Origin of the sequence: Mycolicibacter heraklionensis (genome assembly GCF_001021505.1) — a bacterium.
In the GTDB taxonomy this organism is placed as follows: domain Bacteria; phylum Actinomycetota; class Actinomycetes; order Mycobacteriales; family Mycobacteriaceae; genus Mycobacterium; species Mycobacterium heraklionense.
This window is the reverse complement of record NZ_LDPO01000012.1, coordinates 69956-94893: the sequence shown is the minus strand read 5'-3', so window position 1 is coordinate 94893 and position 24938 is coordinate 69956. Positions and strand designations below refer to the sequence as shown.

Below are 24938 nucleotides of genomic sequence, written 5' to 3'. Positions count from 1 at the left end.
GGTGGTGACCTATGAACACACCGCTTCGCGTCATCCAATGGACCACCGGAAACATCGGACAGCGCTCGCTGCACGCCATCATCGCCCGCCCCGACATGGAACTCGTCGGCGTCTACGCCCACGGCAAGGACAAGGTCGGGGTGGATGCCGCCGAGCTGGCCGGGTGGCCGGAGCCGACCGGGATCACCGCCACCGATGACATCGACGCCCTGATCGCGCTGAAGCCAGACGCCTGCTGTTACAACCCGCTGTGGCCCAGCATCGACGAGTTGGTCGCACTGCTGGAGGCCGGAGTGAATGTGTGCTCGACCGCGGCCTGGATCACCGGTGGCAAGCAGAGCGCGCAAGACCGCAAGCGCATCGAGGACGCCTGCCGGGCCGGGAACTCCACCATGTTCGGCAGCGGCGCGCACCCGGGTCTTACCAACATGGTCGGCATGGTGCTGTCCGGGGCGTGCGAGCGGGTCGACGAGATCCGGATCACCGAGTCGGTGGACTGCTCGACGTATGAGTCGGCGGCCACCATGGCGGCGATGGGCTTCGCGCAGGACCCCGACACCCCCGGGTTGGCCGAAAGCGTTCGCCGCGAAAGCGAAGTTTTTGCCGAGTCCGCGGCGATGATGGCCGATGCGATCGGCGCGCAGTTGGACCGCATCACCTTCGATGTGCAGTTCACCGCCGCGACCGGCGACAGCGACCTGGGCTTTATGAAGATCCCGGCCGGCACCGTGGGCAGCGTCTTCGGCTATCACCGCGGCTGGGTGGGTGAGCGCAACGTGGTCAGCGTTGGCTTCAACTGGATCATGGGCAACCAGGTCACCCCGCCCAAACCGGTGGCACACGGCCACGTCATCCAGGTGTTCGGACTGCCCAATATGCGCACCGTCATCAACTGCCTGCCGCCGAAGGACTGGAACGAGCCGAACTTCAACGGCTTGGGCTCGATCTACACGGCGATGCCGGTGACCAACGCGGTGCCGTCGGTGGTCGCCGCCGAACCGGGCATCGTCACGCTGGCCGAGCTGCCACCGATCACCGGCCGCGCCGGCGTGCGCTGACCGCCGAATCAGATCCGGCGGCTACGCAAGGCTCGAACCGGGTCAACCCTGCCGGTTGACGGTGACGGCCCCCGACGCCGCGTCGACGGTGACGTCGCGTTCGGACAGTTGGTCGTCCCACACGTCGGCTTCCCAGACGACGGTGCCGTTCATGTCGAGCAGGCTCAGCTCGGTGATCGAACTGTTGGGCACTGCCCGCAGTACGCGATCCACCGCACTGCGGTAATCCAAGTGGGTACCGTCCACATTGGCGCGCCGCTTGGCCTTGTCGGCGTCGCTGTCCTCGGTCGCGGTGGGGCCGACCAGCACGCTGACCCCGTCGGATGCGACCTTGACCTTATGTTCGGTGCCGTCGGGCGTGACCACCCTGGCCTTCCAGGTACCGGCGTCGCTGGTCTGACTCTCGATGAAGATCAACACGCTGTCCGGTACCTGCGAAACGGCGAGGTCACCGGCGCGAAGCAGGGTGCGCGGGTCTGGCGGCGCGTCGGGTCGAGTCCACGACGCCTCGGGGGCCACGGACTCCTGCGACGACGCGCCGGACGCGCCTTTGTCGCTGCACCCGGCCAGTGCCAGCGCTGCCACGATGACCACTGCACCGAATCGGACGACATTTCCCAGAGCGTGCATCAGCGGCCATGCTACTGAAGTCGAGACGTTGGCGCTGAACTCGAGGCGCCGCGGCCACAGCCCGTTCGCAAGTCCGCGCCCGAGCAGCACCGGTTGCGGTCCTTAGCTAAGCGAAGGTTATGCTGCCGAAGGGCGCGATTCGCGGAACCATCGATGCTTCCGGCGAGGCCGGGGAGCAGACCGTTCAGCGCCGACGTTCAACCGCAGTATCGGCAGGCGGAAGGCGGTGAGATGAGGAAGATCTCGGTCGCCGGCATACTCAAACGGCATTGGATTCCGCTGGTCTTCATCGTGGTCATCGCGATCTCGAGTGTGGTCGTCAGCCGGCTGCACAAGGTGTTCGCCTCCGAAGACCTCAACCCTCATGCGGGTGCCGGCATCGAGATCGTCCAGTTCAACCCGAAATACGTCGCCTACGAGGCATTCGGACCGCCCGGCACCACCGCCGACATCAATTACTGGGACGCCGAGGCCAACGTCCATCAACTGAACAACGTGCCGCTGCCGTGGTCCTACACCGTCGTCACGGTGCTGCCCGCCGTCATGGCCAACATGATCGTGCAGGGCAACACCGGTGAGATCGGCTGCCGAATCAAGATCGACGACCGGCTGCTCGACGAACGCCGCGCCACCGGCCTCAACGCCCAGACTTTCTGCCTGGTGAAGTCCGGATGATCAAACGAATCAAAGAGCAGCTGGACAGCCACCAGGATCCGCACGTCAAGCGGCCGTTCTTCGCGCACATGCTGCGCATTTTCGCGGTGCCGATCATCATCGTCTGGATCGTGCTCACCGTGCTGGTGAATGTCCTTGTGCCTCAGCTGGAAGTCATCTCCGAGGAGCACTCCGCGCCGCTGGCGCCCGTCGATGCGCCGTCGATGATCGCCAGCAAGCTGGTCGGCGAGAACTTTCAGGAGTACAAGTCCAACAGCACCGTGATGATGGTGGTGGTCGGCGAGGAAGAACTCGGCGAAGCCGCCCATCACTACTACGACGAGATCGTCGCGAAGCTGGTCGCCGACAAAAACCATGTCGAGCACGCCCAGGACTTCTGGAGTGACCGGCTGACCGCCGCGGGCGTTCAGAGCTCCGATGCCAAGGCCGCCTACATCATGCTCAACCTGGTGGGCAACCAGGGCATGACCGAGGCCAACGACTCGGTCGTCGCGGTTCGCCAGGCCATCGATGACACCCCCGCGCCGCCCGGGGTGCAGGCCTACGTCGCCGGGCCGGCCGCGCTGACCGCGGACCTGCGGGCGATCGGCGACGCCAGCCTGGTCAAGATCACGCTGTTCACCATCGCAGCGATCGCGATCATGCTGCTGATCGTCTTCAGGTCGGTGTCAGCGATGTTGACGCAGCTGTTCCTGACCCTGCTCGAGCTGATGTGCGCCCGCGGTGTCGTCGCCGTCCTGGGCTATCACGACGTGATGGGCCTGACGACGTTCGCAGTCAACATCATGGTGATGCTCGCGATCGCCGCCGGCACCGACTACGGCATCTTTCTCATCGGCCGGTACCGGGAAGCCCGGCTGGCCGGTGAGGACCGGGTCGACGCCTACTACACCACCGTGCGCAGTGTCACCCCGGTGGTGCTGGGGTCGGGCCTGACCATCGCCGGGGCGTCGGCGATGCTGTACTTCACCCGGCTGCCCTACTTCCACACCATGGGCATCCCGGTCTCGGTGGGCATGCTCGTGGTGGTGGGCGCCGCGCTGACTCTGGGACCGGCCATGCTGGTGGTGGTCACCGGCTTCGGCCTCCTCGACCCCAAAAAGGCCAAGCGGGGCGGGTTCTGGCGCCAGGCCGGCGTGTCGGTGGTGCGCTGGCCAGGCCCCATCGCGGTGGCCAGCCTGGCCGTCATCATGATCGGTCTGGTGGCCCTACCGGGATTCAAACCGGGTTACGACGACCGTAAGTACCTGCCGCAGGACACCCCGGTCAATGTGGCCTACGCCGCCGCGGAGAAACATTTCTCGGCGGCCCGGATGGCGCCGGACATCACCATGGTGACTTCCGACCACGACATGCGCAATCCCGCTGACATGCTGGTGCTGGACCGAGTCGCCAAGAACATCATGCGGGTGGTCGGGATCGGGATGATCCAGGACATCACTCGACCGTTGGGAATTCCGCTGCAGCACAGTTCGATACCGTTCCAACTCAGCGTCTCCAACCAGCTGATGATCCAGAACATGAAGACGCTCAAGGACCGGATCAAAGACATCGACACCATCTCCCAGCAACTGGACAAGGACATCGAGTTGCTGATCCAGATGTACGGATATCTCCAGGAGGTCGACCGGACGTTCGACGACACGGCCGAGGTCACCCGGCGCACCGTGGACGTCACCGACCGGATACGCGACCACATCGCCGAGTTCGACGACCAGTTCCGTCCGCTGCGCAGCTACTTCTACTGGGAGCCGCACTGCTTCGACATCCCGATGTGCAACGCGCTGCGTAACACCTTCGACGCCACCGACGGGATCGATCAACTCGCCGAGCAGATGCGCTATCTGTCCGACGACATCACCAAGACAGCGCACCTGTTGCCGCAGGCGGTCGAGCTGCTGCCGGCCGTGGTCGACACCATGCGAATCATGCGCGGGCTGGTTCTGACCGTGCACTCGACGTTCTCGGCGTTCATCAACCAGATGGAGGATCTGAGCAACACCCAGATCATGATGGGTCAGAGCTTCGACGACTCCAAGAACGACGACTTCTTCTATCTGCCCGCAGAAGCGTTCGACAACAAGGACTTCCAAACCGGCCTGCGACTGTTCATGTCCCCGGACGGCAAATCGGCGCGGTTCTTCGTCACGCACCAGACCTATCCGGCGACCGCGGAGGGCATCAAACGCGTTGAGCCGGAGCGGATCGCTGCCCAAGAGGCGCTGAAGCAGTCGTCGTTGTCGGACGCCAAGGTCTACATCGGCGGCATGGCTGCGCTCTACGAAGACATGCAGAACGGCGCCAAGTACGACCTGATGATCGCGATCGTGGCGTCGCTGACGCTGATCTTCTTGATCATGATGATGATCACCCGAAGCCTGGTGGCCGCAGCGGTCATCCTCGGCACCGCGTCCAGTTCGATCGCCGCGTCGTTCGGCATCTCGGTGCTGATCTGGCAGCACATATTCGGCCAGCACATCTATTGGGTGACGCTGGTGCTGGCGGTCATCGTGTTGCTGGCGGTCGGCTCGGACTACAACCTGCTGCTGGTCTCCCGTTTCGAGGAGGAGATACACGCCGGGCTCAAGACCGGCTATATCCGGGCGATGGCCGGCAGCGGCGGGGTGGTGACCTCGGCGGGCATGGTGTTCGCCGCGACCATGGGCATCATGTTCTTCAGTGATCTCAAGGCCATCGGCATGTATGGCACCACCGTGGCGATCGGGTTGCTGCTGGACACCTTCGTGGTCCGGGCATTCTTCATGCCGTCGATCGCGACATTGCTGGGCAAGTGGTTCTGGTGGCCGCAGGTGGTCCGGCCGTGGGGCCCCAACAAGAACATTCGCGGGATCGCGGCGCACACCCCGCACGAAGAGTCCACCGACACCGACAGATTCCCAGCGCCCACGCAGTGACCGGGCGTTGACCCGATCAGACCCCACCCGGGTCGACATCGACACACACCGCGACCGCGCCGGCCCCCACATGCAGGGCCAACGTCGGGCACAGGCTGGTGATCACCGCGGGCTCGCAGCCCGGCAACCGCTCCGCCAGCGCACCCGCCACGTCTTGGGCCCCCTGCAGATTGGCGACGTGATGCACCGCCAGCGCCGCAGGGCGATCTCCGACCACATCACAGACCCGGTCGATCATCGACGCGACGGCCTTGCTGACGGTGCGGATACGCTGCGCCAGAACGAGTTTTCCCTCTTCCACCGCCAGCAGCGGCTTCAGGGACAGGGCGGTGCCCAGCCAGGCCGCCGCGCTGCCGATCCGGCCGCTGCGCCGCAGGTTGTCCAGCCGCTGCACCACCATGTAGGCGTGCCCACGTTGCACGGCGGCGTCCGCCGCGGCGGCAACTCCTTGCAGGTCGGCACCGCCGGCGGCCGCTCGGGCAGCGGCCAAGACCGCGAATCCGGTGCCCATCGCCGCCGACTTCGAGTCGATCACCCGCACGCCGGGGCCGATCTTGCCGGCCACCTGCTCGGCGGTGCCGAAAGTCCCGGACAACGCCGAAGAGATGTGCACCGCCACCACTCCGGAGCCGGCGCTGTAGGCAAGCGCGTTCCGGTAGGCCTCTGCCAGTTCCTCGGGACCGGCCCCGGAGGTGGTGACGCGCTCACGCGCATAGATGTCCGCGGGCACCTCGTCGACACCGTCGCGCAGGTCGGCCCCGTCGAGCAGGATGTGCAGCGGCACCGTGCGGATGCCCCACCGGTCACGCATCTCGACGGGCAGGCACGCCGAGGAATCGGTGACGACGACGACGCTCATCGGCGGGTCACACCGAGGGCCCGGGAACGCCGGCCTCGCTGAGGGCTTTGAGCATCAGGTCGGCGACCGCCCGGTGCGCTTCGAAGTTCCAGTGGATGCCGTCGGGATTTGCGCGCCCGCTCATGACTTCATCGGCTACCGCGGCCTTCAGGTCCACCAGGGGGACGTCGTGTTCCCGCGACCAGGCCGTGATGGCCCGCACCGTGGGCTCCCGTCCCTGGTGGGCGCGGCCATACGTATCGGCGATGTGTACCGACGGCAGCGAGGCCACAATGGGGATTCCGGGCCGGTTGAAATCGATGGCCCCCCTAGTCATTTCGAGATACTCGACGGTGAGGTGCGGCGGCAGCGCCGCCCGAGCCACCGGCGAAAAGCGGGGCTGCAGCCAGCCGTAACCGTCGCGGACCCAGCGACGCAGCCAGGACGGCCGTACATAGCGGATCAACTCGCGCAGCGCCGTCGGCCACACCGACGGCAATGAGTCCATCCCGCTGGTGGCGAAGATGACCGCGCCGGCGCGGGGCAGGGCGGCCCAGGCACGCGGGTCCTGGGTGGACGCCCACCAGACGTCCCGGCTGGTCCAGCCGATCCGGCCGATCAGTTCGACATCCCAGTCCAGCTGGCTGGCAACGATGTTCGGCCAGATCCGCGGGTCGTCGGCGGGCAAGCCGCCGGTGGGCCCGTAGTAGGACAGCGAGTCGGCGAAGACCAGCAGCGTGGGACGGGCTTGTGCGGGCGTCCGCGATTCAGAGGACATCACTGGCCACCTGTGCTGAGGCGTTCCAGACGTCGAGACGCCACCGCACGTCGGCGAAGTCGTCGTCGGGATCCGGGCCGTCGGAGTATCCGCTGAGCTGGGTCCAGCTGGCGTTGGCCATACCGCCCAGCACCGGCCAGTTCTCGACCGGCAGCCGCAGCAACGCCGCGGTCAGCGCGGCGATCAACCCGCCGTGGGCGACCAGCACCACCGGCTGATCGGCGTGATCGGCTCCGCCCCAGTCCGGTTCCCCGGCCACCAGCTCACGCACCAGCGGAACGCTGCGCTCGGCCACGTCGATCCGGCTCTCGCCGCCGTGGGGCGCCCATCGGGCGTCGTCGCGCCACGCCGACCGGGCTCCCGGTGCGGCGGCGTCGACCTCTTCGTGGGTCAGCCCCTGCCAGTCCCCCAGATGGGTTTCCCGCAGCCGGGTGTCCACCCGGACCGGCAACCCGTTGTGCTCGGCCAGCACGGTGGCGGTGTCGTAGGCGCGCCACAGGTCCGAGGACACGATCAGCAACGGGTGCCGCTTGCGCAGCACCTCCGCCGCCGCCTCCGCCTGCGCGCGGCCCAGATCGCTCAGCACCGTGTCCAGCTGGCCCTGCATCCGGCTGCCGGCGTTGAACTCGGTCTGGCCGTGACGCAGCAGAATCAGCCTGCGGATCCTCACGACGCATCCTCCGGCGCCGACTCACCGGCTGAGTCCGCTAAGTCCACCGGCACCAGCGGGCAGTCCTTCCACAGCCGGTCCAGCGCATAGAAGTCCCGCTCATCCTGGTGCTGGATGTGCACGACGATGTCGACGTAGTCCAGCAGGGTCCAGCGCCCCTCGCGGGTGCCCTCGCGGCGCGCCGGCTTGTAGCCGGCCAGGCGCATCTTGTCCTCGACCTCGTCGACGATCGCGTTGACCTGGCGCTCATTGGACGCCGAGGCGATCACGAAGCAGTCGGTGATGACCAGTTGCGCGGAGACGTCGATGACGACGACGTCGTCGGCCAGCTTGTTCGCGGCGGCGCCGGCCGCCACGGTGGCCATCCGCACGGCCTCGGGTGTCGCGGTCATTGTGGGTCTCCGGGGGTCGGTTGGTAGAGGCGGCGCTTGGACACGTACTGGACCACACCGTCGGGTACCAGGTACCAGATCGGGCGGGATTCTGCCGCACGCCGGCGGCAATCGGTCGATGAAATCGCCAGCGCCGGCACTTCGACCAGCGTCAACGCCTGCGGTGGCAGGGAGCCGAGCGCATCAGCGAGATGGTCGCCGTTCAGCTCGTAGCCGGGCCGGCTCACCCCGACGAACCGCGCCATCTCGAACATCTCCGGCCAATCCTGCCAGGACAGAATGGTGGCCAGCGCGTCTGCGCCGGTGATGAAGTAGAGCTCGGCATCGGGGTTCTGTTCGTGCAGGTCACGCAGGGTGTCCTTGGTGTAGGTGGGGCCGCCGCGATCGATATCAGCCCGGCTCACCGAGAACCGCGGGTTCGACGCAGTGGCGATCACCGTCATCAGGTAGCGGTCCTCCGCGGCGGTGACGCGGCGCTCCTTGAGCCACGGCTGGCCCGTGGGCACGAACACCACCTCGTCGAGCCCGAACAGATCGGCGACCTCGCTGGCGGCGACCAGGTGGCCATGATGGATGGGATCGAACGTCCCACCCATGACTCCCAGCCGCCGTTTTCGCACGATAGGCCAGCTTACTTGGGGTCCTCGCCGGCGCGAGCGCACTGGTGGCGCCGTTCGTCGACGGTGGAGCCGGGCAACGCCGAGCGGCTTTCCGCTACGGCGTACGCTCGTCGGAGAAAGCAACCCCCCGTTGCTGCCGCGAAGCGGATGCCAATCGTGTAGAAGATGTCTGTGGAAGATTTTCCGTTGAGTTCACTTGATCGCGCCCAGGCGGCCCAGGACGCCATGGTGAAGCGCTTTTACACCCGTGCCCAGATCAGCGGCGACATCAGGCTTCCAGCCATGCCGAGCATGCTGGAGGAATACGTGACGATGTGCTCGGCCGTGTTCGCGGGCCTGGGTAAGCCCTTCAGCGATGACGAGCTCGACCGGCTCAGAGAAGTGTTGGAAGGCCAACTGGCTGAGGCCTACGCGCACTCGTTGCGCTCGCACATCATCATCTCCTACAACGCCCCGATCGGTCCCACCCTGAACTACACGGTGCGCGCCCAGTGGAGTTCCGTCGCTGAGGCATACGCCGCCTGGCTGGACACGCGCAAACCACCGCTGTTCGGCACTGAACCCGACGCGAAGGTCTGGCACCTCGCCTGCGAGGCCGGCGATCCGGCCTCCCATCCGGTGCTCGAGATCGGTGGGGGCACCGGCCGCAACGCCCTGGCGCTGGCGCGTCGCGGACATCCGGTCGACGTCGTCGAGATGACCCCGAAGTTCGCCGAGATGCTCACGACCGACGCAGCGGCGGAATCCTTGGACGTGCGAGTCATCGTCCGGGACGTGTTCGAAGACGCCGATGACCTGCGCGACGACTACCAGATGATGGTGCTTTCTGAGGTGTTGACCGATTTCCGGGGCACCGCAGAGCTACGCAGCCTGTTCGAGCTCGCCGCCCGATGCCTGGCTCCCGGCGGGCGACTGGTGTTCAACAGCTTCCTGGCGCACGACGGCTACGAGCCCGACGCCGCAGCCCGCGAATTCTGCCAGCAGGTGTACTCGGGTCTGTACACCCGCGACGAAATGTCGGCCGCGTCGGCCGGCCTACCCCTGCAGCTGCTCTCCGACGAGTCCGTCCATGACTACGAGAAGGCGCACCTGCCCGAGGGCGGCTGGCCACCCACCAGCTGGTACATCGAATGGATCAGCGGGCAGGACGCGTTCCGCACCACGCGGGAGGAAAGCCCGATGGAGTTGCGCTGGCTGGTCTACCAGCGGACGTACTGAACCTCTGCGGACGGCTAGCGCCAACGGGCTACACCGGCAGCAGCTGGTCGATCACCGATGCCAGCTGTTTGGCCGAGCGGCATTCGTGCATCGGGATCACGTCGCTGTAGCGCGGTACCGCGGAATCCCCACTGCCCCACAGATGCCGGGGCTCGGGGTTGAGCCAGTGCGCATGCCGGCTGGCGGTCACCAGATGCGACAGCACCTCCACACCGGGGTTTCGGTAGTTGGTTCGACCGTCGCCGAGCACCAGCAGCGCGCTGCGCGGAGACACCACGTTCGGATAGTTCTCGGCGAACGAGACGAACGCGTTGCCGTAGTCGGAATGGCCGTCGCGGGTATAGACCCCGGACTCCCGGGTGATCCGCTGGATGGCCACCGCCAGGTCGGCATCCGGTCCGAACAGGTGCGTCACCTCGTCGGTGGTGTCGATGAACGCAAACACCCGGACTCTCGAAAACTGTTGGCGCAGAGCGTGAACCAGTAGCAAGGTGAAGTGACTGAACCCGGCGACCGAGCCGGACACATCGCACAACACCACCAGTTCGGGCCGGGCGGGACGCGGTTTGCGCAGCACCACGTCGATCGGCACCCCGCCGGTCGACATCGACTTGCGCAGGGTCTTGCGCAGATCGATGGTGCCGGCACGGGAACGTCGCCGGCGTGCGGCCAGCCGGGTTGCCAGGGTGCGGGCCAGCGGCGCCACCACCCGGCGCATCTGGCGCAACTGTTCGCCGGACGCACGGAGGAACTCGACGTTCTCGCTCAGCTGCGGGATGCCGTACATCTGCACGTGTTCGCGCCCCAACTGTTCAGCGGTGCGCCGCTTGGTCTCGGCGTCGACGAGCTTGCGCAGCGCAGCGATCCGCTGCGCGGCCATCGCCTTGGCGATCTGTTCCTGGGTGGGGCTGGGTTCGTCACCGTAGGGCGCGAGCAGCCCGGCCAGCAGCTTGCCTTCCAACTCGTCGAGCGCCAGCGCTTTGAGCGCCTGGTAGGCCGAGTAGGACGGGCCGCGACTGGAGCGGTATTGCCCGTAGGCGCCGACGATCGCGGCGATCATCGCCGACAATCGGGGATCGGTGTCGGCCAGATCGGGGTTCGCGGTCAACAGATCGACCAGCATCGCCCGCATGTCCTCGGCGTCCTCCGGCAGCGGCACGTCGTCGGCCGGCTGCTCGTCGCCGTCGACGACCACCGTGCGCCCGCCCAGCGCGGCGGGGAACCACAGATCGAACATGGCGTCATAGGTGTCGCGGTGATCGGGCCGGCGCAGCACCGCGCAGGCCAGCCCTTCCCGCAGCACCTCCCGGTCGTCGAGCCCGATCGCCGTCAGCACCCGTCCGGCGTCAACGGTCTCCGACGGGCCCACCGAAATCCCCTGCCCGCGCAGCGCTTCCACGAACCCCACCAGGTGTCCCGGAATCCCGTGCGGGGCAAGGGGTTGCGGTGGGCGGATACGGCGAACCATCAGCGGACCATCAGTTCAGTCGTAGCTCTCCGGATGCCCGCACCTGATCGGACTGGTGCTTGAGCACGACGCCCAGGGTGGCTGCGACGGTGGCGTCGTCGATGGTGTCCATGCCCAGAGCCAAGATGGTGCGGCCCCAGTCGATGGTCTCGGCCACCGACGGCAGCTTCTTGAGCTGCATGCCGCGCAGCACCCCGATGATGCGCACCAACTCGGCGGCCAGGTGCTCGGGCAACTCGGGTACTCGCGACAGCAGAATGCGGCGTTCCAGGTCCGGATCGGGGAAGTCGATGTGCAGGAACAGGCAGCGGCGCTTGAGCGCTTCGGACAGTTCCCGGGTGGCGTTGGAGGTCAACAGCGTGAACGGGGTGCGCGTCGCGGTGATCGTACCCAGTTCCGGAACGGTGACCGCGAAGTCGGAGAGCACCTCCAGCAGCAGGCCCTCGATTTCGATGTCGGCCTTGTCAGTCTCGTCGATCAGCAGCACGGTCGGGTCGGTGCGCCGGATCGCGGTCAGCAGCGGACGTGACAGCAGGAACTCCTCGGAGAACACGTCCATCTTGGTGGCGTCCCAGTCACCGCCCGGACCGGCAGTGTTGCCGGACTGAATACGGAGTATCTGCTTGGCGTGATTCCACTCGTAGAGCGCCCGGGCCTCGTCGACGCCCTCATAGCACTGCAGCCGCACCAGCCCGGAACCGGTGGCCGCGGCCACCGCGCGGGCCAGTTCGGTCTTGCCGACCCCGGCCGGGCCCTCCACCAGCAGGGGTTTGCCCAGTCGATCGGCCAGGAACACCGCCGTGGTGGTGGCGGTGTCCGCCAGGTATCCGGTCTCGGCCAGCCGGCGAGCGACGTCGTCGATGTCGGAGAACAGCGGCGCCTGGCGGGCCGGGGTGGCGGGGATGGCAGGCTTTTCCATGCGGATGTTGCTCCTTCGAGGCGCCTTAGACGGGACGGGTGTGGCCGTCACCCCACACGATCCATTTGGTCGACGTCAGCTCCGGCAGCCCCATCGGGCCCCGGGCGTGCAGTTTCTGGGTGGAGATGCCGATCTCGGCGCCGAAGCCGAACTGCTCGCCGTCGGTGAAGGCCGTGGAAGCGTTGACCATTACCGCGGCGGCGTCGACCAGCTCGCTGAATCGCTGGGCGGCGGCCATGTTGGTGGTGACGATGGCCTCGGTGTGGCCGGTGCCGTACTCGTTGATGTGGTCGATCGCGTCCTCGAGGCCGTCGACCACCGAGAGCGCGATGTCCATCGCCAGGTATTCGCGACGCAAGTCTTCCTCGGCAGCGGCGTCGTCGGCCTGCCCGGTGCAGTCGTGCACCGCAACTCCAGCGGCGGTCAATGCGTCCACCAGCCGGGGCACTGCGGACGCGGCGATGGCCTTGTCGACCAGGAGGGTCTCGGCGGCGTTGCAGACGCTGGGCCGACGGGTCTTGGAGTTCAACAGCACTTGTTCGGCGATGTCGAGGTCGGCGGCCTCATGGACATAGACGTGGCAGTTGCCGACCCCGGTCTCGATGGTGGGCACCAACGCGTCGCGCACGACGGCTTCGATCAGCCCGGCCCCGCCGCGCGGGATCACCACGTCGACCAGTCCGCGGGCCTGGATCAGGTGGGTGACGGTGGCCCGGTCGGCCGACGACAGCAGCTGCACCGCGTCGGCGGGCAGGTCCTCATCCACCAAAGCGCCGCGCAGCACGTCGACCAGAGCCTGGTTGGAGTGGGCCGCCGACGAACTGCCACGCAGCAGCGCGGCGTTGCCGGACTTCAGCGTCAACCCGAATGCGTCGACGGTGACGTTGGGCCGGCCTTCGTAGACCATGCCCACCACGCCCAGGGGGACGCGCTGCTGACGCAGCAGCAGTCCGTTGGGCAGGGTGTAGCCGCGCAGTACCTCGCCCACCGGGTCGGGCAGGCCGGCGACCTGGCGCAGTCCGGCGGCGATACCGTCGACGCGGGCCTTGGACAGCGCCAGCCGGTCCAGCATGGCCTCGGGAGTGCCGGCGGCACGGGCGGCGGCAACGTCGCGTTCATTGGCGGCCAGGATGTCGTCAGCGTGGGCCAGCAAGGCGTCGGCCGCGGCGTTCAGCGCACTGTTCTTGGCCGCGGTGGACAATGCCGTCAGGGAACGCGAGGCGACCCTTGCGCGACGGGCGGCGTCGTGGACCTCTTGGCGCAGGTCGGGAAGCACGGGGACGCTCATCGTGCCAGAGTATCGGCGAACGCCCGATCAGGTAAAACGGCCCCGCTGTGTTGATGGCGCCGCGGGGCGCCGCTGGTCGATGATCCGGCCCAGTTCCTGCAGCAACAGCGGCTTGGCCATCACCAGATCCTCGATGTGCTCGCGGTCGATGACCACCGCGGTCACTTCTTCCAGTGCGCGCGCGTCGAACTGGCTGGATTGGCGGGTCAGTGTGGTGACCCCGAGAAACGCACCGTGGCGCAGCGTGGCGCCTGGCTCGGCCGGATCCTCCCCGCTCATCAGGACGCTGCCGTCCGTCAGAAATGTCATCGCGGTCGGTACCTGACCCGCCTGTTGCAGCGGTTCGCCCGTGCCGTAGCGGACCACCCTGGCGTAGGGCACCAGGGCATGCTGATCGGCGTCGGTCAGTCGCAGGGCGGGTGCCACCACGGTCCGCAGCGCCTCGGCCACCCGTTCCGGTGTACAGAAGTCGTCCTGCGCACCGTCAAGGTGCAGTCCCTCCCGTCGGGAGGCGTACCAGAGCCACCGTAAGAAGGTGGCCTGCGCCGCACTGTCGTCGCTCGGTGAATCGACCGCAATGACGGTGCGGTATTGGCCGCTACCCAACGCCGCCGAATCCGGTGCCGCGCCGGTGGTTCGCATCGGCAGCGCGGTGGCAACACGCGACAACAACGCGCACACCAGATCTGGCGGATCGCCGACGGCAAACGTGGTGGTGATCGACACCCGGTGCGCACCGCTGGATCGGCTGATGTTGGTGAATGAGGTGCCGGCCAGCACCGAGTTCGGCGTCACCTGCAGTCCGTCGGCGGTGCTGATGTGCACTGCGCGCCAGTTCACTTCGACGACCCGGCCGTGGGCGGTGGGGGTGGACAGCCAGTCGCCGATCCGGAACGGCTGCTCGAAGAGCATGAACAGACCCGAAACGATCTGGCCGACCGAGTTCTGCAGCATCAGGCCGATGACCACCGATGTCACGCCCAGCGCGGTGAACAGGCCGCCGATCTTGGCGCCCCACACGAGGGACAGCGTCAGCGCCAGGCCCACACCGATCAGCAGGAATCGGGCGACATCGATGAAGATGGTCGGTATCCGGCCCCGCCACGAATCTTTCGGGGCGCTCTGGAAGAAGGTGACGTCGAGCACCGACAGCAGCAACACCAGCAGCACGAAGCCGAACGCGGTGTAGATGACCCGCAGCGTCGGATCGTGTTCGGGTACGCCGGCCACCTCCGCCAGCAGCACCATCAATGCGCCCAGCGGCAGCAGGTAATTCCGCGCCAGCGCCACCGGCCGAGCCAGGTGGCTGCCTCGGCGCGCCAGCGCCCCATGCCCTTCGGTGAGCAGCACCAGGCCAGCGGGAAGCCCGACGGCAACCCCGATCGCCCAGTACAGCCACGGCCCGAAGGCGTTCACGGCGCCTCGGACAATCTCGAGGCCAATCTCCAGGCCGGTTCCTGGGCGTCACCGATCGTCACAGTTCCGGCCGGGGCGAACTCCGCGACATCACCGAGCATGTCGCGCACCGCCGCGGTGACGTAGATGCCGGATTCCGGTGTGTTCCTGCGCAACTGGTAGGCGAGGTTGACCGCAGAGCCCCACAGGTCATAGGTGACACCGGATCGGCCCACCAGACCGCTGACGACCTCGCCGGTGTTGACTCCGGCCCACAGGCTCAGCCGGTAGCCGGATTTGATGGCGAACCGATCGACGATGCGCTGCATCTCGCTGGCGAATTCGACAATTCGGTGCACACCGTCCAGCCGCGGGGTGGTCAAGCCACAGCCCGCGAGATAGCCGTTGTACATGGTCCGGATTCGTTCGACTCCAACGCCTTCGGCCGCCGCGTCGAACTGTCGCACCAAGTCGTCGACGATCGTCACCAATTCGCTCGCGGACACTTCGGAGGACAGTTGATCGATCCCCTGCAGCTCGGCGTAGATGACGGTGACGTTGTGGTGCGCATCGGCGATGGCCTGCTCGCCCCCGCGGTAGCGCCGCACCAGCGACTCGGGCATCAGCGACAACAGCAGCTCGTCGTTCTGCTTGCGCTGCTGGTTGAGCAACTCCTCCTTGGTGCGGAGGCTGTGGCTCATGTCGTTGAACGCCTTGGTGAGATCGCCGATCTCATCGGCCGTCCGGGCCGGTACCACGGCGCTGTAGTCGCCGCCGCTGATCCGCTGGGCGGCGGTCTGCAGCCGCCGGATCGGTTGCAGGAAGAGTCGGGCAAGCAGCATCGCCAGCACACAGATCGCGAAGATGACCCCGGTGGTGGCCAGCACCACTCTCCTGCTGAAGGAGGTGACGCCGGAGTAGGCGTCGGAGTACTCCCTCGTGGCCAGGATCGACCACTGCAGGTCCGAGTTGGGCACGGTCAGCGGCGCGTACGCGGTCAGCTCTCGTTTGCCCAGATAGTCGTATCCGGTGGTGAGCGTTCCGGACTGGCCACGCTGCGCGGCCTGCAGGCCCGGTCCGCCGACCGGCTGCACCAGGGCGGTGGTCCCCAACCGCACCGCGCGGTCCACCGTCGCCTCGGCGGTTCCCGCCGCCACCGCTTCGCGGCGGTAGCGCTCGGGGTCCTCCAGGAAAAGACGTGAATCGGAGCGCATCAGGTCGTCCGGACCGGCCAGGTAGGTCTCGGCGGTGTGTCCCAGCCCGGCGGCATCCCAGTCGCGGTCGGCGGTCATGATCCGGGTGACCTTCGCGCTGGGCAGCGCCAAGGCCATCACGCCCTCGACCGTGCCCTTGGTGCCGACGGGTGACACCAGCCAGGCCGTGGGCGTGTCCAAGTTGGGTTGGTACGGCTGGAAATCGGTGATCCAGACGAAGTTGACCGCGTTGGCTGCCAGCGCTTTGCGGAAGGCGTCACGCAGGCCGGATTCGCGGTAGGGGCCGGTCAGCAGGTTCGTGCCCAGGTCCACACCCTTGTTGACCGAGTAGACCACGTTGCCTCGGGTGTCCAACAGCAACGCATCCTGGTACCCGTTGAGCTGGACGATCTGGGCAAAAACGTCGTTGAACTGGGCGTTTGCCGCCGACCACGCACTGCCGTCACCGGCGTCGTCGAGCTTCTTGGCGTCCCCGGCGAAACCCGCGGTGTAGTGGGCCTGCAGGTAGCGCTGCGCGTTCGAGGTGGGCAGAAACGCGGCGACGTCCGCTTGCTCGCCGGTCCGTTCGGTCAAGGCCTTGGTGAAGTTGTCCCGGTAGTAGGCCGTGATCGTCCGCTGCTGTTCGGGCGTGACCGGAGCATGGGCGAGTTCGTCGAATCCCGCGCTGAACGCCTGGAGTGCGGTAGCCGCGGTCACTCCCCCGCTGACAACCGCCAGGACATTGGACATGTCGACGAACAAGCCGGTGACCGCGCGACGCTGCAACTCGCGGGCCTGCACCAGCTTGTTGGTCGCCGCCCGCTGCAATTCCTGTGCGCCATATTGAAACTCGACGAATCCAACGACTGCGACCGAAGCGATGCTGGTCAGCAGCAGAATGATCATCAGCTTGGTTTTGATGCTGAGCCGGGCCGCCAGCCGCCGGTACAGGCGCTCATCGTTCGCCGTGGTCACTGTCGACGGTGCCGAGTCCACTCGGCGGCTCCCTTCGTTGTCGGATGGGTTCTCACCCTAGGGGATGCACGACATTCCGCGGTCGCGAATGCGAAGCTGAAACCCATGGCGACGCGGGTGTGCGTGGTGGGCAGCGTGAACACCGATACCGTCTTCGCCGTCGCCGCGCTTCCCGCCCCGGGCGAGACGGTGCTGGCCGCGGCACAAAGCACCCATCCCGGTGGGAAAGGCGCCAACCAGGCGGTGGCCGCGGCCCGAGCGGGGGCACGGGTGCAATTCGTGGGCGCGGTCGGTGACGACGAAGCCGGGCTGCTGCTGCGCCGACACCTGCACGACAACGGTGTGGGGACCGAGGGCCTGACGACGATGCCCGGGCCCAGCGGCTCGGCGGTCATCACGGTGGACCCGTCCGGGGAGAACACCATCGTGGTGGCCCCCGGCGCCAACGGCGCGTGGGCGCTGGATTCCGGCCAGCGCAATCTGATCGCCGACTGCGACGTGCTGCTGATGCAGTTGGAGATTCCCATCCCGGTGGCCACCGCGGCCGCCGAGCTGGCCCACGCGAGCGGGGCGACGGTGATCCTCAACGTGTCCCCGCCCGGCGGTGACGTTGCCGAGCTCGCCGGGCTGATCGACGTCGCGGTGCTCAACGAGACCGAATCCGCCCGGTTCCACCACCAGGTGCCGCACCGAGTGGTCACGCTCGGCGCGCATGGTGCCCGCTACCGCGGGTCCGGCGGCACGCGAACCGTGCCGTCTCCGGTGGTGCAAGCGGTCGACAGTACCGGCGCGGGCGACGTCTTCGCCGGTGTGCTGGCGACCGAGTGGGCCGGCGGGATCGAACACGCCCTGCAACGCGCCTGCGTGGCAGGGGCGTTGGCAACGCTGGTGGCCGGCGCCGGCGACTGCGCCCCGAGCGCCGAAGCGATCAGCGCGGCACTGGAGGCGTTCACACCCGGACGTTGAGCCCCAGGTCGACGTCGGATGCGGCCTGCCCGCCCCGGATGCCCCAGTTGTCCCGATCCACCTCGTGCAGGGTGATCATCACGTGGTCAGCGGGAATACCCAGCGCGGCAAGGTTTTCGACGATCCCGGCATACAGCCGCCGCTTGGCCTCCAGGGACCGGCCGGAGAAGCAGTCGATCGAGATCAGCGTGCGGTACTCGGGCTTTGCGAGCTGCTCCGGAACCGCGAACCGGTGCGGCTCATGGACGACCAACCGCACGTTCTTGTCCGTGGCCGGGGTCTGGAACGCGGTCACCAGCGCGCCGTGGACGGCATCGATGATCGCGACTTCCTCGGCCGGCTCGTAGCGGCGGCGGACCTCGATCAGGACAGTGGGCATGATTCCCAGACTGCCAGATGATCAGTCCCGCTTGGCCCGCACCCACTGGATGGTGCCGAAGTTCTTGACCCGCACGCTGGTGAAACCTTCGCGTTCGAGGGTGTCTGCGATCTCGTCGTCGTCGAACACCCGTGCACCGGCTTTGGGCAGCAGCTGCCACAACCGCGAGGCCGACCCGGCGGTGGGCACCATCAGTGCGATGCGCCCGCCCGGCTTGAGCACCCGCGCCATCTCACCCAACGCGGCCGCCGGATCGGGGATCAGCTGCAGCACGGCGATCGAGACGACAGCATCAACGGTCTTCTCGCGCAGCGGGAGTCGCTGCGCATCAGCGCGCAGGAAGCCGGCCTGGGAGCCCGCCTGCACCCGTACCGCCCGGGCGAGCATCGGTTCTGAGACATCGATACCCAGGGCCAAACCGTCGGGGCCGACGGCCTGGGCCAGTGAGGCGGTGATACTGCCCGGCCCGCAGCCGACGTCCAGCGCCACCCCGCCGGCGGGGACCTCCAGCCAGTCGATCGGGTGCTGCCAGGCTTCGAGCAGTCGGCGGGCCAGCGCTTGGGCATTGTCGTAGAACATCGACCCGAACGATGAGGCCCACAGCTTTTGGATGGCACCGGTGTTCTGCTGCGCGACCACCTCCCCCGCGCCGTCGAGCAGGTCGAGATAACCCCGGCTGACCTGCGGGTCCGACGGTGGATCGCTGAGCAACGTCATGGCCCGCTGCAACGCCGGTGACAACGGAAACCTTCGAATTTCGGCCATCCTCGGTGCTCCTGTCTACTCCTGCGGAATCTCCCGTTCGATCTCGTCGAGCCAGATCCGCGCCGACATGTCCGACGGGGCCCGCCATTCCCCCCGCGGTGACAGCGAACCGCCGTGAGACACCTTGGGCCCGTTCGGCAGCGCTGAGCGCTTGAATTGACTGAACGAATAGAACCGCTGCACAAAGACTTTCAGCCAGTGCCGAATTTCCGCCAGCGAATAGGCCTGCCGTTTGTCCGCCGGATACCCCGGCGGCCAGGAGCCCACTTCCACGTCATGCCAGGCATGCCAGGCCAAGAACGCGGTCTTGGCGGGCGTGAAACCGTAGCGCAGCGCCTGAAACAGTGCGAAGTCCTGCAGCGAGTACGGGCCCACCTTGTCCTCGCTGCGCTGAAGCTCCTCGCCGTCCGTCGCCGGGACCAGCTCTGGACTGATCTCGGTGTTGAGCACCGAGGCCAGTACCGCGCACACATCGGTGTCGAACTCGCCGGAGTTGATCACCCACCGGATCAGGTGCTGGATCAGCGTTTTGGGCACTCCGCCGTTGACGTTGTAGTGCGACATCTGATCGCCCACCCCGTAGGTGGACCAGCCCAGGGCCAACTCCGACAGATCACCGGTACCCAGCACGATGCCGCCGCGCTGGTTGGCGATCCGGAACAGGTAGTCGGTGCGCAGGCCCGCCTGTACGTTTTCGAACGTGATGTCATAGACGGCTTCACCGCGGGCGAACGGGTGCCCGAGCTCGCCGAGCATCAGCTTCGCCGTCTCGCGGATGTCGATCTCTGCGAAGGTCACCCCCAGCGCCTTGCTCAGCGCGGCGGCGTTGGCCTTGGTGCGCTCACCGGTGGCAAAGCCGGGCAGGGTGAACGCCAGAATGTCACTGCGCGGCCGGTTTTCCCGGTCCATCGCCCGCGCCGCAACGATCAGGGCGTGGGTCGAATCCAGGCCCCCCGACACCCCGATCACGACCTTGGGATAGTTCAGCGCACGCAGCCGCTGCTCCAGACCGGATACTTGAATGTTGTAGGCCTCGTAGCAATCCTGTTGCAGTCGCTGCGGATTCGACGGCACAAACGGGAATCGTTCAACCACCCGCCGCAAACCGATGTCCCCGGCCGGCGGGTCCAGAAGGAACTCCACCCGCCGGAACCCCTGCACCGCATCACGCTGGTGGCGGCGATTGTCGTCGAACGTGCCCATTCGCAACCGCTCCGAGCGCAGCAGCCCGAGGTCGACGTCGGCAACCGATCGGCGCGGGCCGCTGGGAAACCGTTCGCTTTCGTCGAGCAGCGTGCCGTTCTCCCAGATCATGGTCTGGCCGTCCCAGGCGAGGTCGGTGGTCGACTCTCCTTCTCCGGCAGCGGCGTAGACGTAGGCGGCCAGGCATCGCGCCGAGGCTGACCGGGCCAACAGGCTGCGGTCTTCGGCACGTCCGACGGTGATCGGGCTGCCAGACAGGTTGGCCAGCACCGTCGCGCCGGCCAACGCGGCCTGGGCGCTGGGCGGCACCGGCACGAACATGTCCTCGCACACCTCGGCGTGCAGCACGAACCCGGGCAGGTCCGTCGCGGCGAACAGCAGGTCCGGCCCGAACGGGACCTCGACCCCGCCCAGCCGGATCAGTCCGCGTTCGTCGGCGCCGGCAGCCAACTGACGGCCCTCGTAGAACTCCCGGTAGGTGGGCAGGTAGGACTTCGGGGCCACCCCCAGGATGCGCCCGCGGTGGATGACGACCGCGGTGTTGTAGACGCGATGTACATAGCGCAGCGGTGCCCCCACCACCAGGACCGGCAGTAGCTCCGTCGACGCCGCGACCACGTCGAGCAGTGCCGCCTCGACGGCACCGAGCAGGCTGTCCTGCTGCACGATGTCGTCAATCGAGTATCCCGACAGCGCGAGTTCGGGGAAGACGGCCAGAACGACGCCGTCGTCGTGGCATTCGCGTGCCAGCCGCAGCACCGACTCGGCGTTGGCGGCCGGGTCGGCAAGGGTGGTGCGGTGCGTGCAGGCGGCAACCCGCGCGAACCCGTGCCGGTAGGCGTTGTAGAAGTCCCCAGAATGCTCCATTGCTCCCATTGTTGCCCGGACGGTGTCAACATGCAGCTTTCGGGTATCACCAGGGGCATGACCGATACCGCGGTGGTCGTCGTCGACATGCTCAACGCCTACCGCCACCTCGACGCAGAACAACTGGCCGGCAACGTCGCCCAGATCGTCGAACCACTGGCCGACCTGGTGGAACGCAGCCGGACCGACGACGATGTCGACCTGATCTACGTCAACGACAACTACGGCGACTTCACCGCCGGATTCGCCCAGATCGTCGGATCGGCGCTGAACGGTACGAGACCCGAACTGGTTCGCCCGATCATCCCCGTGGCCGGCGATCGGATGATGACCAAGGTGCGACACAGCGCCTTCTACTCCACTCCACTGGAGTACCTGCTCCGTCGGCTCGGCACCCGGCGGTTGATCCTGACCGGGCAGGTCACCGAGCAATGCATCCTCTACACCGCCCTGGACGCCTACGTCCGCCACCTCCCGGTGGTGATACCGGTCGATGCCGTCGCCCACATCGACCCCGGACTGGGCGCCGCCGCGCTGGAGATGATGTGCCGCAATATGGCTGCCGAGCGATCAACCGCCGCCGAGTGCCTACGCTGATCAGATGGGCGGAGGCGAGTCGACGGTCTGCGACCTGCTGACGCTGCTGGCTGGGCGGCGGGTCGCGGTGCTCACCGGTGCCGGCATCTCCACCGATTCGGGCATTCCGGACTATCGCGGCCCGGACTCCCCGCCGAGCAACCCGATGACCATCGCCCAGTTCACCAGCGACCCGGTGTTTCGTCAGCGGTACTGGGCCCGCAACCACGTCGGCTGGCGCCACATGGCCGACACCGCGCCCAACACCGGGCATTTGGCGCTGGCCGCACTGGAAGAAGCCGGCGTGGTGACCGGAGTGATCACCCAGAACGTCGACCTGCTGCACACCAAAGCGGGAAGCCGGCACGTGGTGGACCTGCACGGCAGCTTTGCGACGGTGATCTGTTTGGCCTGCGGGCAGTCGTTGAGCCGGGCGTCGCTGGCCGAGCAGCTGCAGGAGCTCAACCCGGGGTTCATCGACCGGGCGGAGAAGCTCAGCGGCATCGCCGTGGCGCCCGATGCGGACGCCGTCGTCACCGATACCGCGTCCTTCCGCTTCGTCGACTGCCGGCACTGCGGCGGGATTCTTAAGCCCGACATCGTCTATTTCGGCGAAAGTGTCCCCAAAGTACGTGTTGCTCAAGCTTATTCGATGGTCGATGATGCCGAGGCATTGCTGGTGGCGGGTTCGTCGCTGACGGTGTTCTCCGGCTACCGGTTTGTCCGCCATGCGGCGGCGCGCGGCGTCCCGGTCGCGATCGTCAACCGTGGGCCCACCCGCAGCGACGAGTTGGCCGCCGTCAAGATCGACGGCGGTTGTTCGCCGGTGCTGGCGCTGTTGGCGTCGGAGTTGGCCAGCGAGATTTCGTCGCGGTAATCGTCGGTAAATCGCTGCGAAATCCGGCACGATGCTCGGGTGACGAAGCAGCGGCTCACACCCGACCAGCGCAACTCCTTCCTCGCCGCCGTATTGGGCTGGTCGATGGATGCCTTCGACTACTTCATCGTGGTGTTCGTCTACGCCGACATCGCCGAGACCTTCGGCCACACCAAGACCGAGGTCGCGTTTCTGACCACCGCCACTCTTGCGATGCGCCCGCTCGGGGCGCTGCTGTTCGGCCTGTGGGCCGACCGGGTCGGCAGGCGAATACCGCTGATGGTGAACGTCATCTTCTATTCGACGGTGGGGTTCTTGTGCGCGTTCGCGCCCACCTTCACCGTGCTGGTGATTCTGCGCCTGCTGTACGGGATCGGGATGGGTGGCGAATGGGGGCTGGGCGCCGCGCTGGCCATGGAGAAGATCCCACCCGAGCGCCGCGGGTTCTTCTCCGGGCTGCTGCAGGAGGGCTATCTGTTCGGCTACCTGGCCGCAACCGTGGCCTCGCTGCTGGTGAACGACGTGCTGGGGTTGTCCTGGCGTTGGCTGTTCGGGCTTTCGATCCTGCCGGCCATGGTCAGCCTGCTGATCCGCTACCGGGTGACTGAGTCCGAGGTATGGCAGGCCACCCAGGATCGGATGCGGCTGACCCGCACCAAGATTCGCGACGTGTTCACCGACGCGAAGGTGATTCGCCGGTTCTGCTATCTGGTGGTCCTGATGACGGCGTTCAACTGGATGAGCCACGGCACCCACGACATCTACCCGACATTTCTGACCTCGGCCGACGGGGCGGGCCTGTCCCATGTCACGGCCAAGTGGATCGCGGTGATCTACAACATCGGCGGAATCATCGGCGGGCTGATCTTCGGCTCGCTGTCACAGCGGTTGGGCCGGCGCTACGCGATCATCTGGGCCGCGGTGATGGGCTTGCCGATCGTGCCGCTGTTCGCGCTGTCGCACACCGCGGGCATGTTGTGCCTGGGCTCGTTTCTGATCCAGATCTGCGTGCAGGGCGCCTGGGGTGTGATCCCGGCGCACCTGACCGAGATGTCGCCGGACGCGATCCGCGGCTTCTACCCGGGCGTGACCTATCAGCTGGGCAATCTCTTCGCCGCGTTCAACCTGCCGATCCAGGAGCATTTGGCGGCCGCGCACGGCTACCCGTTCGCCCTGGTGGTCACGGTGGTGCCGACGCTGATCGCCGTCATCGTGCTGACCGCGATCGGCAAGGACGCCACCGGGATCCGGTTCGGGACCGACCACCTAATCCCCGCCGAGCAGACATAAAAGCGCCCTGCCACCCGGGAAATCAGGCACTTTCGCGTCTGCTCGCCGCAAGCATCGCTACCATCACCGGCACGCACTACCACGTTGAGGACCACCATGGCGAACCGGTCACCCTTCCGCAGGACACGGGAGCGCGAGCAGTTCATCGCGAATTATGACGAGGTCGTGCGGGGTTGGCCGGTGCCGTTCACCGAGTGCATGGTGGAAACCGCTTACGGCCAGACCCACACGGTGGTCTGTGGTGAACCGTCGGCGCCGCCCCTGGTTCTGCTGCACGGCGCCAGCGCGACCTCAGCGATGTGGCGGCCGGTTATCGCGGCGCTGAGTGCCCAGTACCGCTGCTATTGCCTCGACACCATCACCGACACGTCCAAAAGTGTGCTCACCAGCGAAATATCCTCTTCCGACGACTACGTCGACTGGCTGAGGCAGGTGTTCGACACCCTCGGCCTCACGAATGCTCGGGTGGTGGGCCTGTCCTATGGCGGCTGGCTCGCCGCCCAATTGGGCCTCCGGGCACCGGAACTGGTCAGCCATCTGGTCCTGCTCACACCCGCGGGAACGCTGGCGCCGCTGACCATTCAGTTCTACGTCCGGATGATGACCCCGATACTGCTCAGGTCGCCGGCACGGGTTCGTGCCGCCGTGCAGTGGTTAGCCAGCACTCCGGATGCGTGCAGCGATCCGACGGTGAAGCTGATCGTGGTGAGCATGTTGACGTCTCGCCCGTTTCGGCGGCCGGTACTGCCGTCGGTATTGACCGATGCCGAGTTGCGACGGCTCACCATGCCGGTGACGGTGGTGATCGGCGATCGGGACGTCATTTATCGCGGCGGTCCGGTAGCGACATTGGCCCGCGCGCGACGGCTGATCCCGCAAGTGTCCACCCGGTCGATGCCCGGCGCCAACCACATGCTCACTGTCGACTGCCCGGATGAGCTGATCACCGAGCTGACCCGGGCGCTCGCCTGAGCCGATGCAGA

Annotated in this window: 23 protein-coding genes; 9 read left to right on the top strand and 14 right to left on the bottom strand. The window is 66.9% G+C overall.

The features are described 5' to 3' along the window. The first annotated feature begins 11 nt into the window (after positions 1–11). Positions 12–1058, top strand: a complete 1047-nt coding sequence (locus ABW16_RS14900; RefSeq protein ID WP_047319957.1) for an NAD(P)H-dependent amine dehydrogenase family protein — start codon at positions 12–14, stop codon at positions 1056–1058. Positions 1059–1100: 42 nt separating this feature from the next. On the opposite strand, the gene ABW16_RS14895 is transcribed toward ABW16_RS14900, so the two are convergent. Beyond that, the gene (locus ABW16_RS14895; RefSeq protein ID WP_131721507.1) at positions 1101–1688 is read right to left on the bottom strand and encodes a PepSY domain-containing protein; all 588 of its coding nucleotides are present in this window, start codon (positions 1686–1688) and stop codon (positions 1101–1103) included. Between the two features lie 231 nt (positions 1689–1919). Between ABW16_RS14895 and ABW16_RS14890 the strand changes: the two genes are divergently transcribed. Continuing rightward, the gene (locus ABW16_RS14890) at positions 1920–2363 is read left to right on the top strand and encodes an MmpS family transport accessory protein (protein WP_047319956.1); all 444 of its coding nucleotides are present in this window, start codon (positions 1920–1922) and stop codon (positions 2361–2363) included. Next, positions 2360–5278 carry an MMPL/RND family transporter gene (locus ABW16_RS14885; RefSeq protein ID WP_047319955.1) on the top strand — a complete coding sequence of 973 codons (2919 nt, stop codon included), beginning with the start codon at positions 2360–2362 and terminating at the stop codon, positions 5276–5278. Before ABW16_RS14890 ends, ABW16_RS14885 begins: the two co-directional genes overlap by 4 nt. A 16-nt stretch (positions 5279–5294) precedes the next feature. Here the strand turns inward: ABW16_RS14885 and ABW16_RS14880 are convergent, their stop codons facing one another. Genes ABW16_RS14880 through nadD form a run of 5 tightly spaced genes read right to left on the bottom strand, consistent with a single transcriptional unit; the run spans position 5295 to position 8579 of the window. Continuing rightward, positions 5295–6137, bottom strand: coding sequence for a DegV family protein (locus tag ABW16_RS14880; protein WP_047319954.1), 843 nt, complete (start codon positions 6135–6137; stop codon positions 5295–5297). Positions 6138–6144: 7 nt separating this feature from the next. Beyond that, positions 6145–6894: a diglucosylglycerate octanoyltransferase gene (gene octT / locus ABW16_RS14875; RefSeq protein ID WP_047319953.1), complete on the bottom strand. Its 750-nt coding sequence runs from the start codon at positions 6892–6894 to the stop codon at positions 6145–6147. After that, positions 6884–7564: a glucosyl-3-phosphoglycerate phosphatase gene (gpgP, locus tag ABW16_RS14870; protein ID WP_047319952.1), complete on the bottom strand. Its 681-nt coding sequence runs from the start codon at positions 7562–7564 to the stop codon at positions 6884–6886. Before gpgP ends, octT begins: the two co-directional genes overlap by 11 nt. Continuing rightward, on the bottom strand, positions 7561–7956 hold the full coding sequence (gene rsfS / locus ABW16_RS14865) for a ribosome silencing factor (protein WP_047319951.1): 396 nt from the start codon (positions 7954–7956) through the stop codon (positions 7561–7563). The genes gpgP and rsfS overlap by 4 nt, the downstream gene beginning before the upstream one ends. Beyond that, entirely contained in the window at positions 7953–8579 is a 627-nt protein-coding gene (gene nadD, locus ABW16_RS14860) for a nicotinate-nucleotide adenylyltransferase (RefSeq protein ID WP_109519616.1), read from the bottom strand. Before nadD ends, rsfS begins: the two co-directional genes overlap by 4 nt. A gap of 162 nt (positions 8580–8741) precedes the next feature. On the opposite strand from nadD, the gene ABW16_RS14855 reads away from it, so the two are divergent. Next, the gene (locus ABW16_RS14855) at positions 8742–9794 is read left to right on the top strand and encodes a class I SAM-dependent methyltransferase (RefSeq protein ID WP_412178211.1); all 1053 of its coding nucleotides are present in this window, start codon (positions 8742–8744) and stop codon (positions 9792–9794) included. Positions 9795–9822: 28 nt separating this feature from the next. Here the strand turns inward: ABW16_RS14855 and ABW16_RS14850 are convergent, their stop codons facing one another. From ABW16_RS14850 to ABW16_RS14830, 5 genes are read right to left on the bottom strand one after another with little or no spacing between them, the layout of a single operon-like run. Then, the gene (locus ABW16_RS14850; protein WP_109519613.1) at positions 9823–11265 is read right to left on the bottom strand and encodes a vWA domain-containing protein; all 1443 of its coding nucleotides are present in this window, start codon (positions 11263–11265) and stop codon (positions 9823–9825) included. Between the two features lie 7 nt (positions 11266–11272). Further along, the gene (locus ABW16_RS14845) at positions 11273–12181 is read right to left on the bottom strand and encodes an AAA family ATPase (RefSeq protein WP_047319948.1); all 909 of its coding nucleotides are present in this window, start codon (positions 12179–12181) and stop codon (positions 11273–11275) included. Between the two features lie 25 nt (positions 12182–12206). After that, entirely contained in the window at positions 12207–13469 is a 1263-nt protein-coding gene (locus ABW16_RS14840; protein WP_047319947.1) for a glutamate-5-semialdehyde dehydrogenase, read from the bottom strand. A gap of 27 nt (positions 13470–13496) precedes the next feature. Then, positions 13497–14885, bottom strand: a complete 1389-nt coding sequence (locus ABW16_RS14835) for a mechanosensitive ion channel family protein (RefSeq protein WP_047319946.1) — start codon at positions 14883–14885, stop codon at positions 13497–13499. Then, complete coding sequence (locus tag ABW16_RS14830) at positions 14882–17053, bottom strand: adenylate/guanylate cyclase domain-containing protein (protein ID WP_052956926.1); 2172 nt, start codon at positions 17051–17053, stop codon at positions 14882–14884. The genes ABW16_RS14835 and ABW16_RS14830 overlap by 4 nt, the downstream gene beginning before the upstream one ends. Before the next feature lie 84 nt (positions 17054–17137). Here ABW16_RS14830 and ABW16_RS14825 point away from each other — a divergent pair, with 84 nt between their 5' ends. Further along, positions 17138–17998, top strand: a complete 861-nt coding sequence (locus ABW16_RS14825) for a ribokinase (RefSeq protein WP_167344290.1) — start codon at positions 17138–17140, stop codon at positions 17996–17998. Here the strand turns inward: ABW16_RS14825 and ABW16_RS14820 are convergent. Genes ABW16_RS14820 through ABW16_RS14810 form a run of 3 tightly spaced genes read right to left on the bottom strand, consistent with a single transcriptional unit; the run spans position 17982 to position 21212 of the window. After that, on the bottom strand, positions 17982–18377 hold the full coding sequence (locus ABW16_RS14820) for a tautomerase family protein (protein WP_047319945.1): 396 nt from the start codon (positions 18375–18377) through the stop codon (positions 17982–17984). The two genes, ABW16_RS14825 and ABW16_RS14820, sit on opposite strands and share 17 nt — an antisense overlap. Positions 18378–18398: 21 nt before the next feature. Next, entirely contained in the window at positions 18399–19142 is a 744-nt protein-coding gene (locus ABW16_RS14815; RefSeq protein ID WP_047319944.1) for a class I SAM-dependent methyltransferase, read from the bottom strand. A gap of 15 nt (positions 19143–19157) precedes the next feature. Further along, positions 19158–21212, bottom strand: coding sequence for an NAD(+) synthase (locus tag ABW16_RS14810; RefSeq protein ID WP_047319943.1), 2055 nt, complete (start codon positions 21210–21212; stop codon positions 19158–19160). A 57-nt stretch (positions 21213–21269) separates the two neighbouring features. Here ABW16_RS14810 and ABW16_RS14805 point away from each other — a divergent pair, with 57 nt between their 5' ends. From ABW16_RS14805 to ABW16_RS14790, 4 genes are all read left to right on the top strand, one after another. Continuing rightward, positions 21270–21809, top strand: a complete 540-nt coding sequence (locus ABW16_RS14805) for a cysteine hydrolase family protein (protein WP_047320012.1) — start codon at positions 21270–21272, stop codon at positions 21807–21809. 4 nt (positions 21810–21813) lie between these two features. After that, complete coding sequence (locus ABW16_RS14800; protein ID WP_047319942.1) at positions 21814–22665, top strand: NAD-dependent protein deacetylase; 852 nt, start codon at positions 21814–21816, stop codon at positions 22663–22665. Between the two features lie 39 nt (positions 22666–22704). Further along, positions 22705–23955: an MFS transporter gene (locus tag ABW16_RS14795; protein ID WP_109519612.1), complete on the top strand. Its 1251-nt coding sequence runs from the start codon at positions 22705–22707 to the stop codon at positions 23953–23955. Between the two features lie 96 nt (positions 23956–24051). Continuing rightward, the gene (locus ABW16_RS14790) at positions 24052–24927 is read left to right on the top strand and encodes an alpha/beta fold hydrolase (RefSeq protein ID WP_047319940.1); all 876 of its coding nucleotides are present in this window, start codon (positions 24052–24054) and stop codon (positions 24925–24927) included. The last annotated feature ends 11 nt before the right edge of the window (positions 24928–24938 follow it).

Bases quoted from the DNA above. Each gene is read 5' to 3' on its own strand.
- ABW16_RS14810 (WP_047319943.1), bottom strand. From the start codon at position 21,212: ATGGAGCATTCTGGGGACTTCTACAACGCCTACCGGCACGGGTTCGCG.
- ABW16_RS14900 (WP_047319957.1), top strand. From the start codon at position 12: ATGAACACACCGCTTCGCGTCATCCAATGGACCACCGGAAACATCGGA.
- ABW16_RS14855 (WP_412178211.1), top strand. From the start codon at position 8,742: ATGTCTGTGGAAGATTTTCCGTTGAGTTCACTTGATCGCGCCCAGGCG.
- ABW16_RS14815 (WP_047319944.1), bottom strand. From the start codon at position 19,142: ATGGCCGAAATTCGAAGGTTTCCGTTGTCACCGGCGTTGCAGCGGGCC.
- ABW16_RS14790 (WP_047319940.1), top strand. From the start codon at position 24,052: ATGGCGAACCGGTCACCCTTCCGCAGGACACGGGAGCGCGAGCAGTTC.
- ABW16_RS14820 (WP_047319945.1), bottom strand. From the start codon at position 18,377: ATGCCCACTGTCCTGATCGAGGTCCGCCGCCGCTACGAGCCGGCCGAG.
- octT (WP_047319953.1), bottom strand. From the start codon at position 6,894: ATGTCCTCTGAATCGCGGACGCCCGCACAAGCCCGTCCCACGCTGCTG.
- ABW16_RS14845 (WP_047319948.1), bottom strand. From the start codon at position 12,181: ATGGAAAAGCCTGCCATCCCCGCCACCCCGGCCCGCCAGGCGCCGCTG.
- ABW16_RS14840 (WP_047319947.1), bottom strand. From the start codon at position 13,469: ATGAGCGTCCCCGTGCTTCCCGACCTGCGCCAAGAGGTCCACGACGCC.
- ABW16_RS14880 (WP_047319954.1), bottom strand. From the start codon at position 6,137: ATGAGCGTCGTCGTCGTCACCGATTCCTCGGCGTGCCTGCCCGTCGAG.
- ABW16_RS14800 (WP_047319942.1), top strand. From the start codon at position 21,814: ATGGGCGGAGGCGAGTCGACGGTCTGCGACCTGCTGACGCTGCTGGCT.
- ABW16_RS14895 (WP_131721507.1), bottom strand. From the start codon at position 1,688: ATGCACGCTCTGGGAAATGTCGTCCGATTCGGTGCAGTGGTCATCGTG.
- ABW16_RS14825 (WP_167344290.1), top strand. From the start codon at position 17,138: ATGGCGACGCGGGTGTGCGTGGTGGGCAGCGTGAACACCGATACCGTC.
- ABW16_RS14805 (WP_047320012.1), top strand. From the start codon at position 21,270: ATGACCGATACCGCGGTGGTCGTCGTCGACATGCTCAACGCCTACCGC.
- ABW16_RS14890 (WP_047319956.1), top strand. From the start codon at position 1,920: ATGAGGAAGATCTCGGTCGCCGGCATACTCAAACGGCATTGGATTCCG.
- ABW16_RS14885 (WP_047319955.1), top strand. From the start codon at position 2,360: ATGATCAAACGAATCAAAGAGCAGCTGGACAGCCACCAGGATCCGCAC.
- rsfS (WP_047319951.1), bottom strand. From the start codon at position 7,956: ATGACCGCGACACCCGAGGCCGTGCGGATGGCCACCGTGGCGGCCGGC.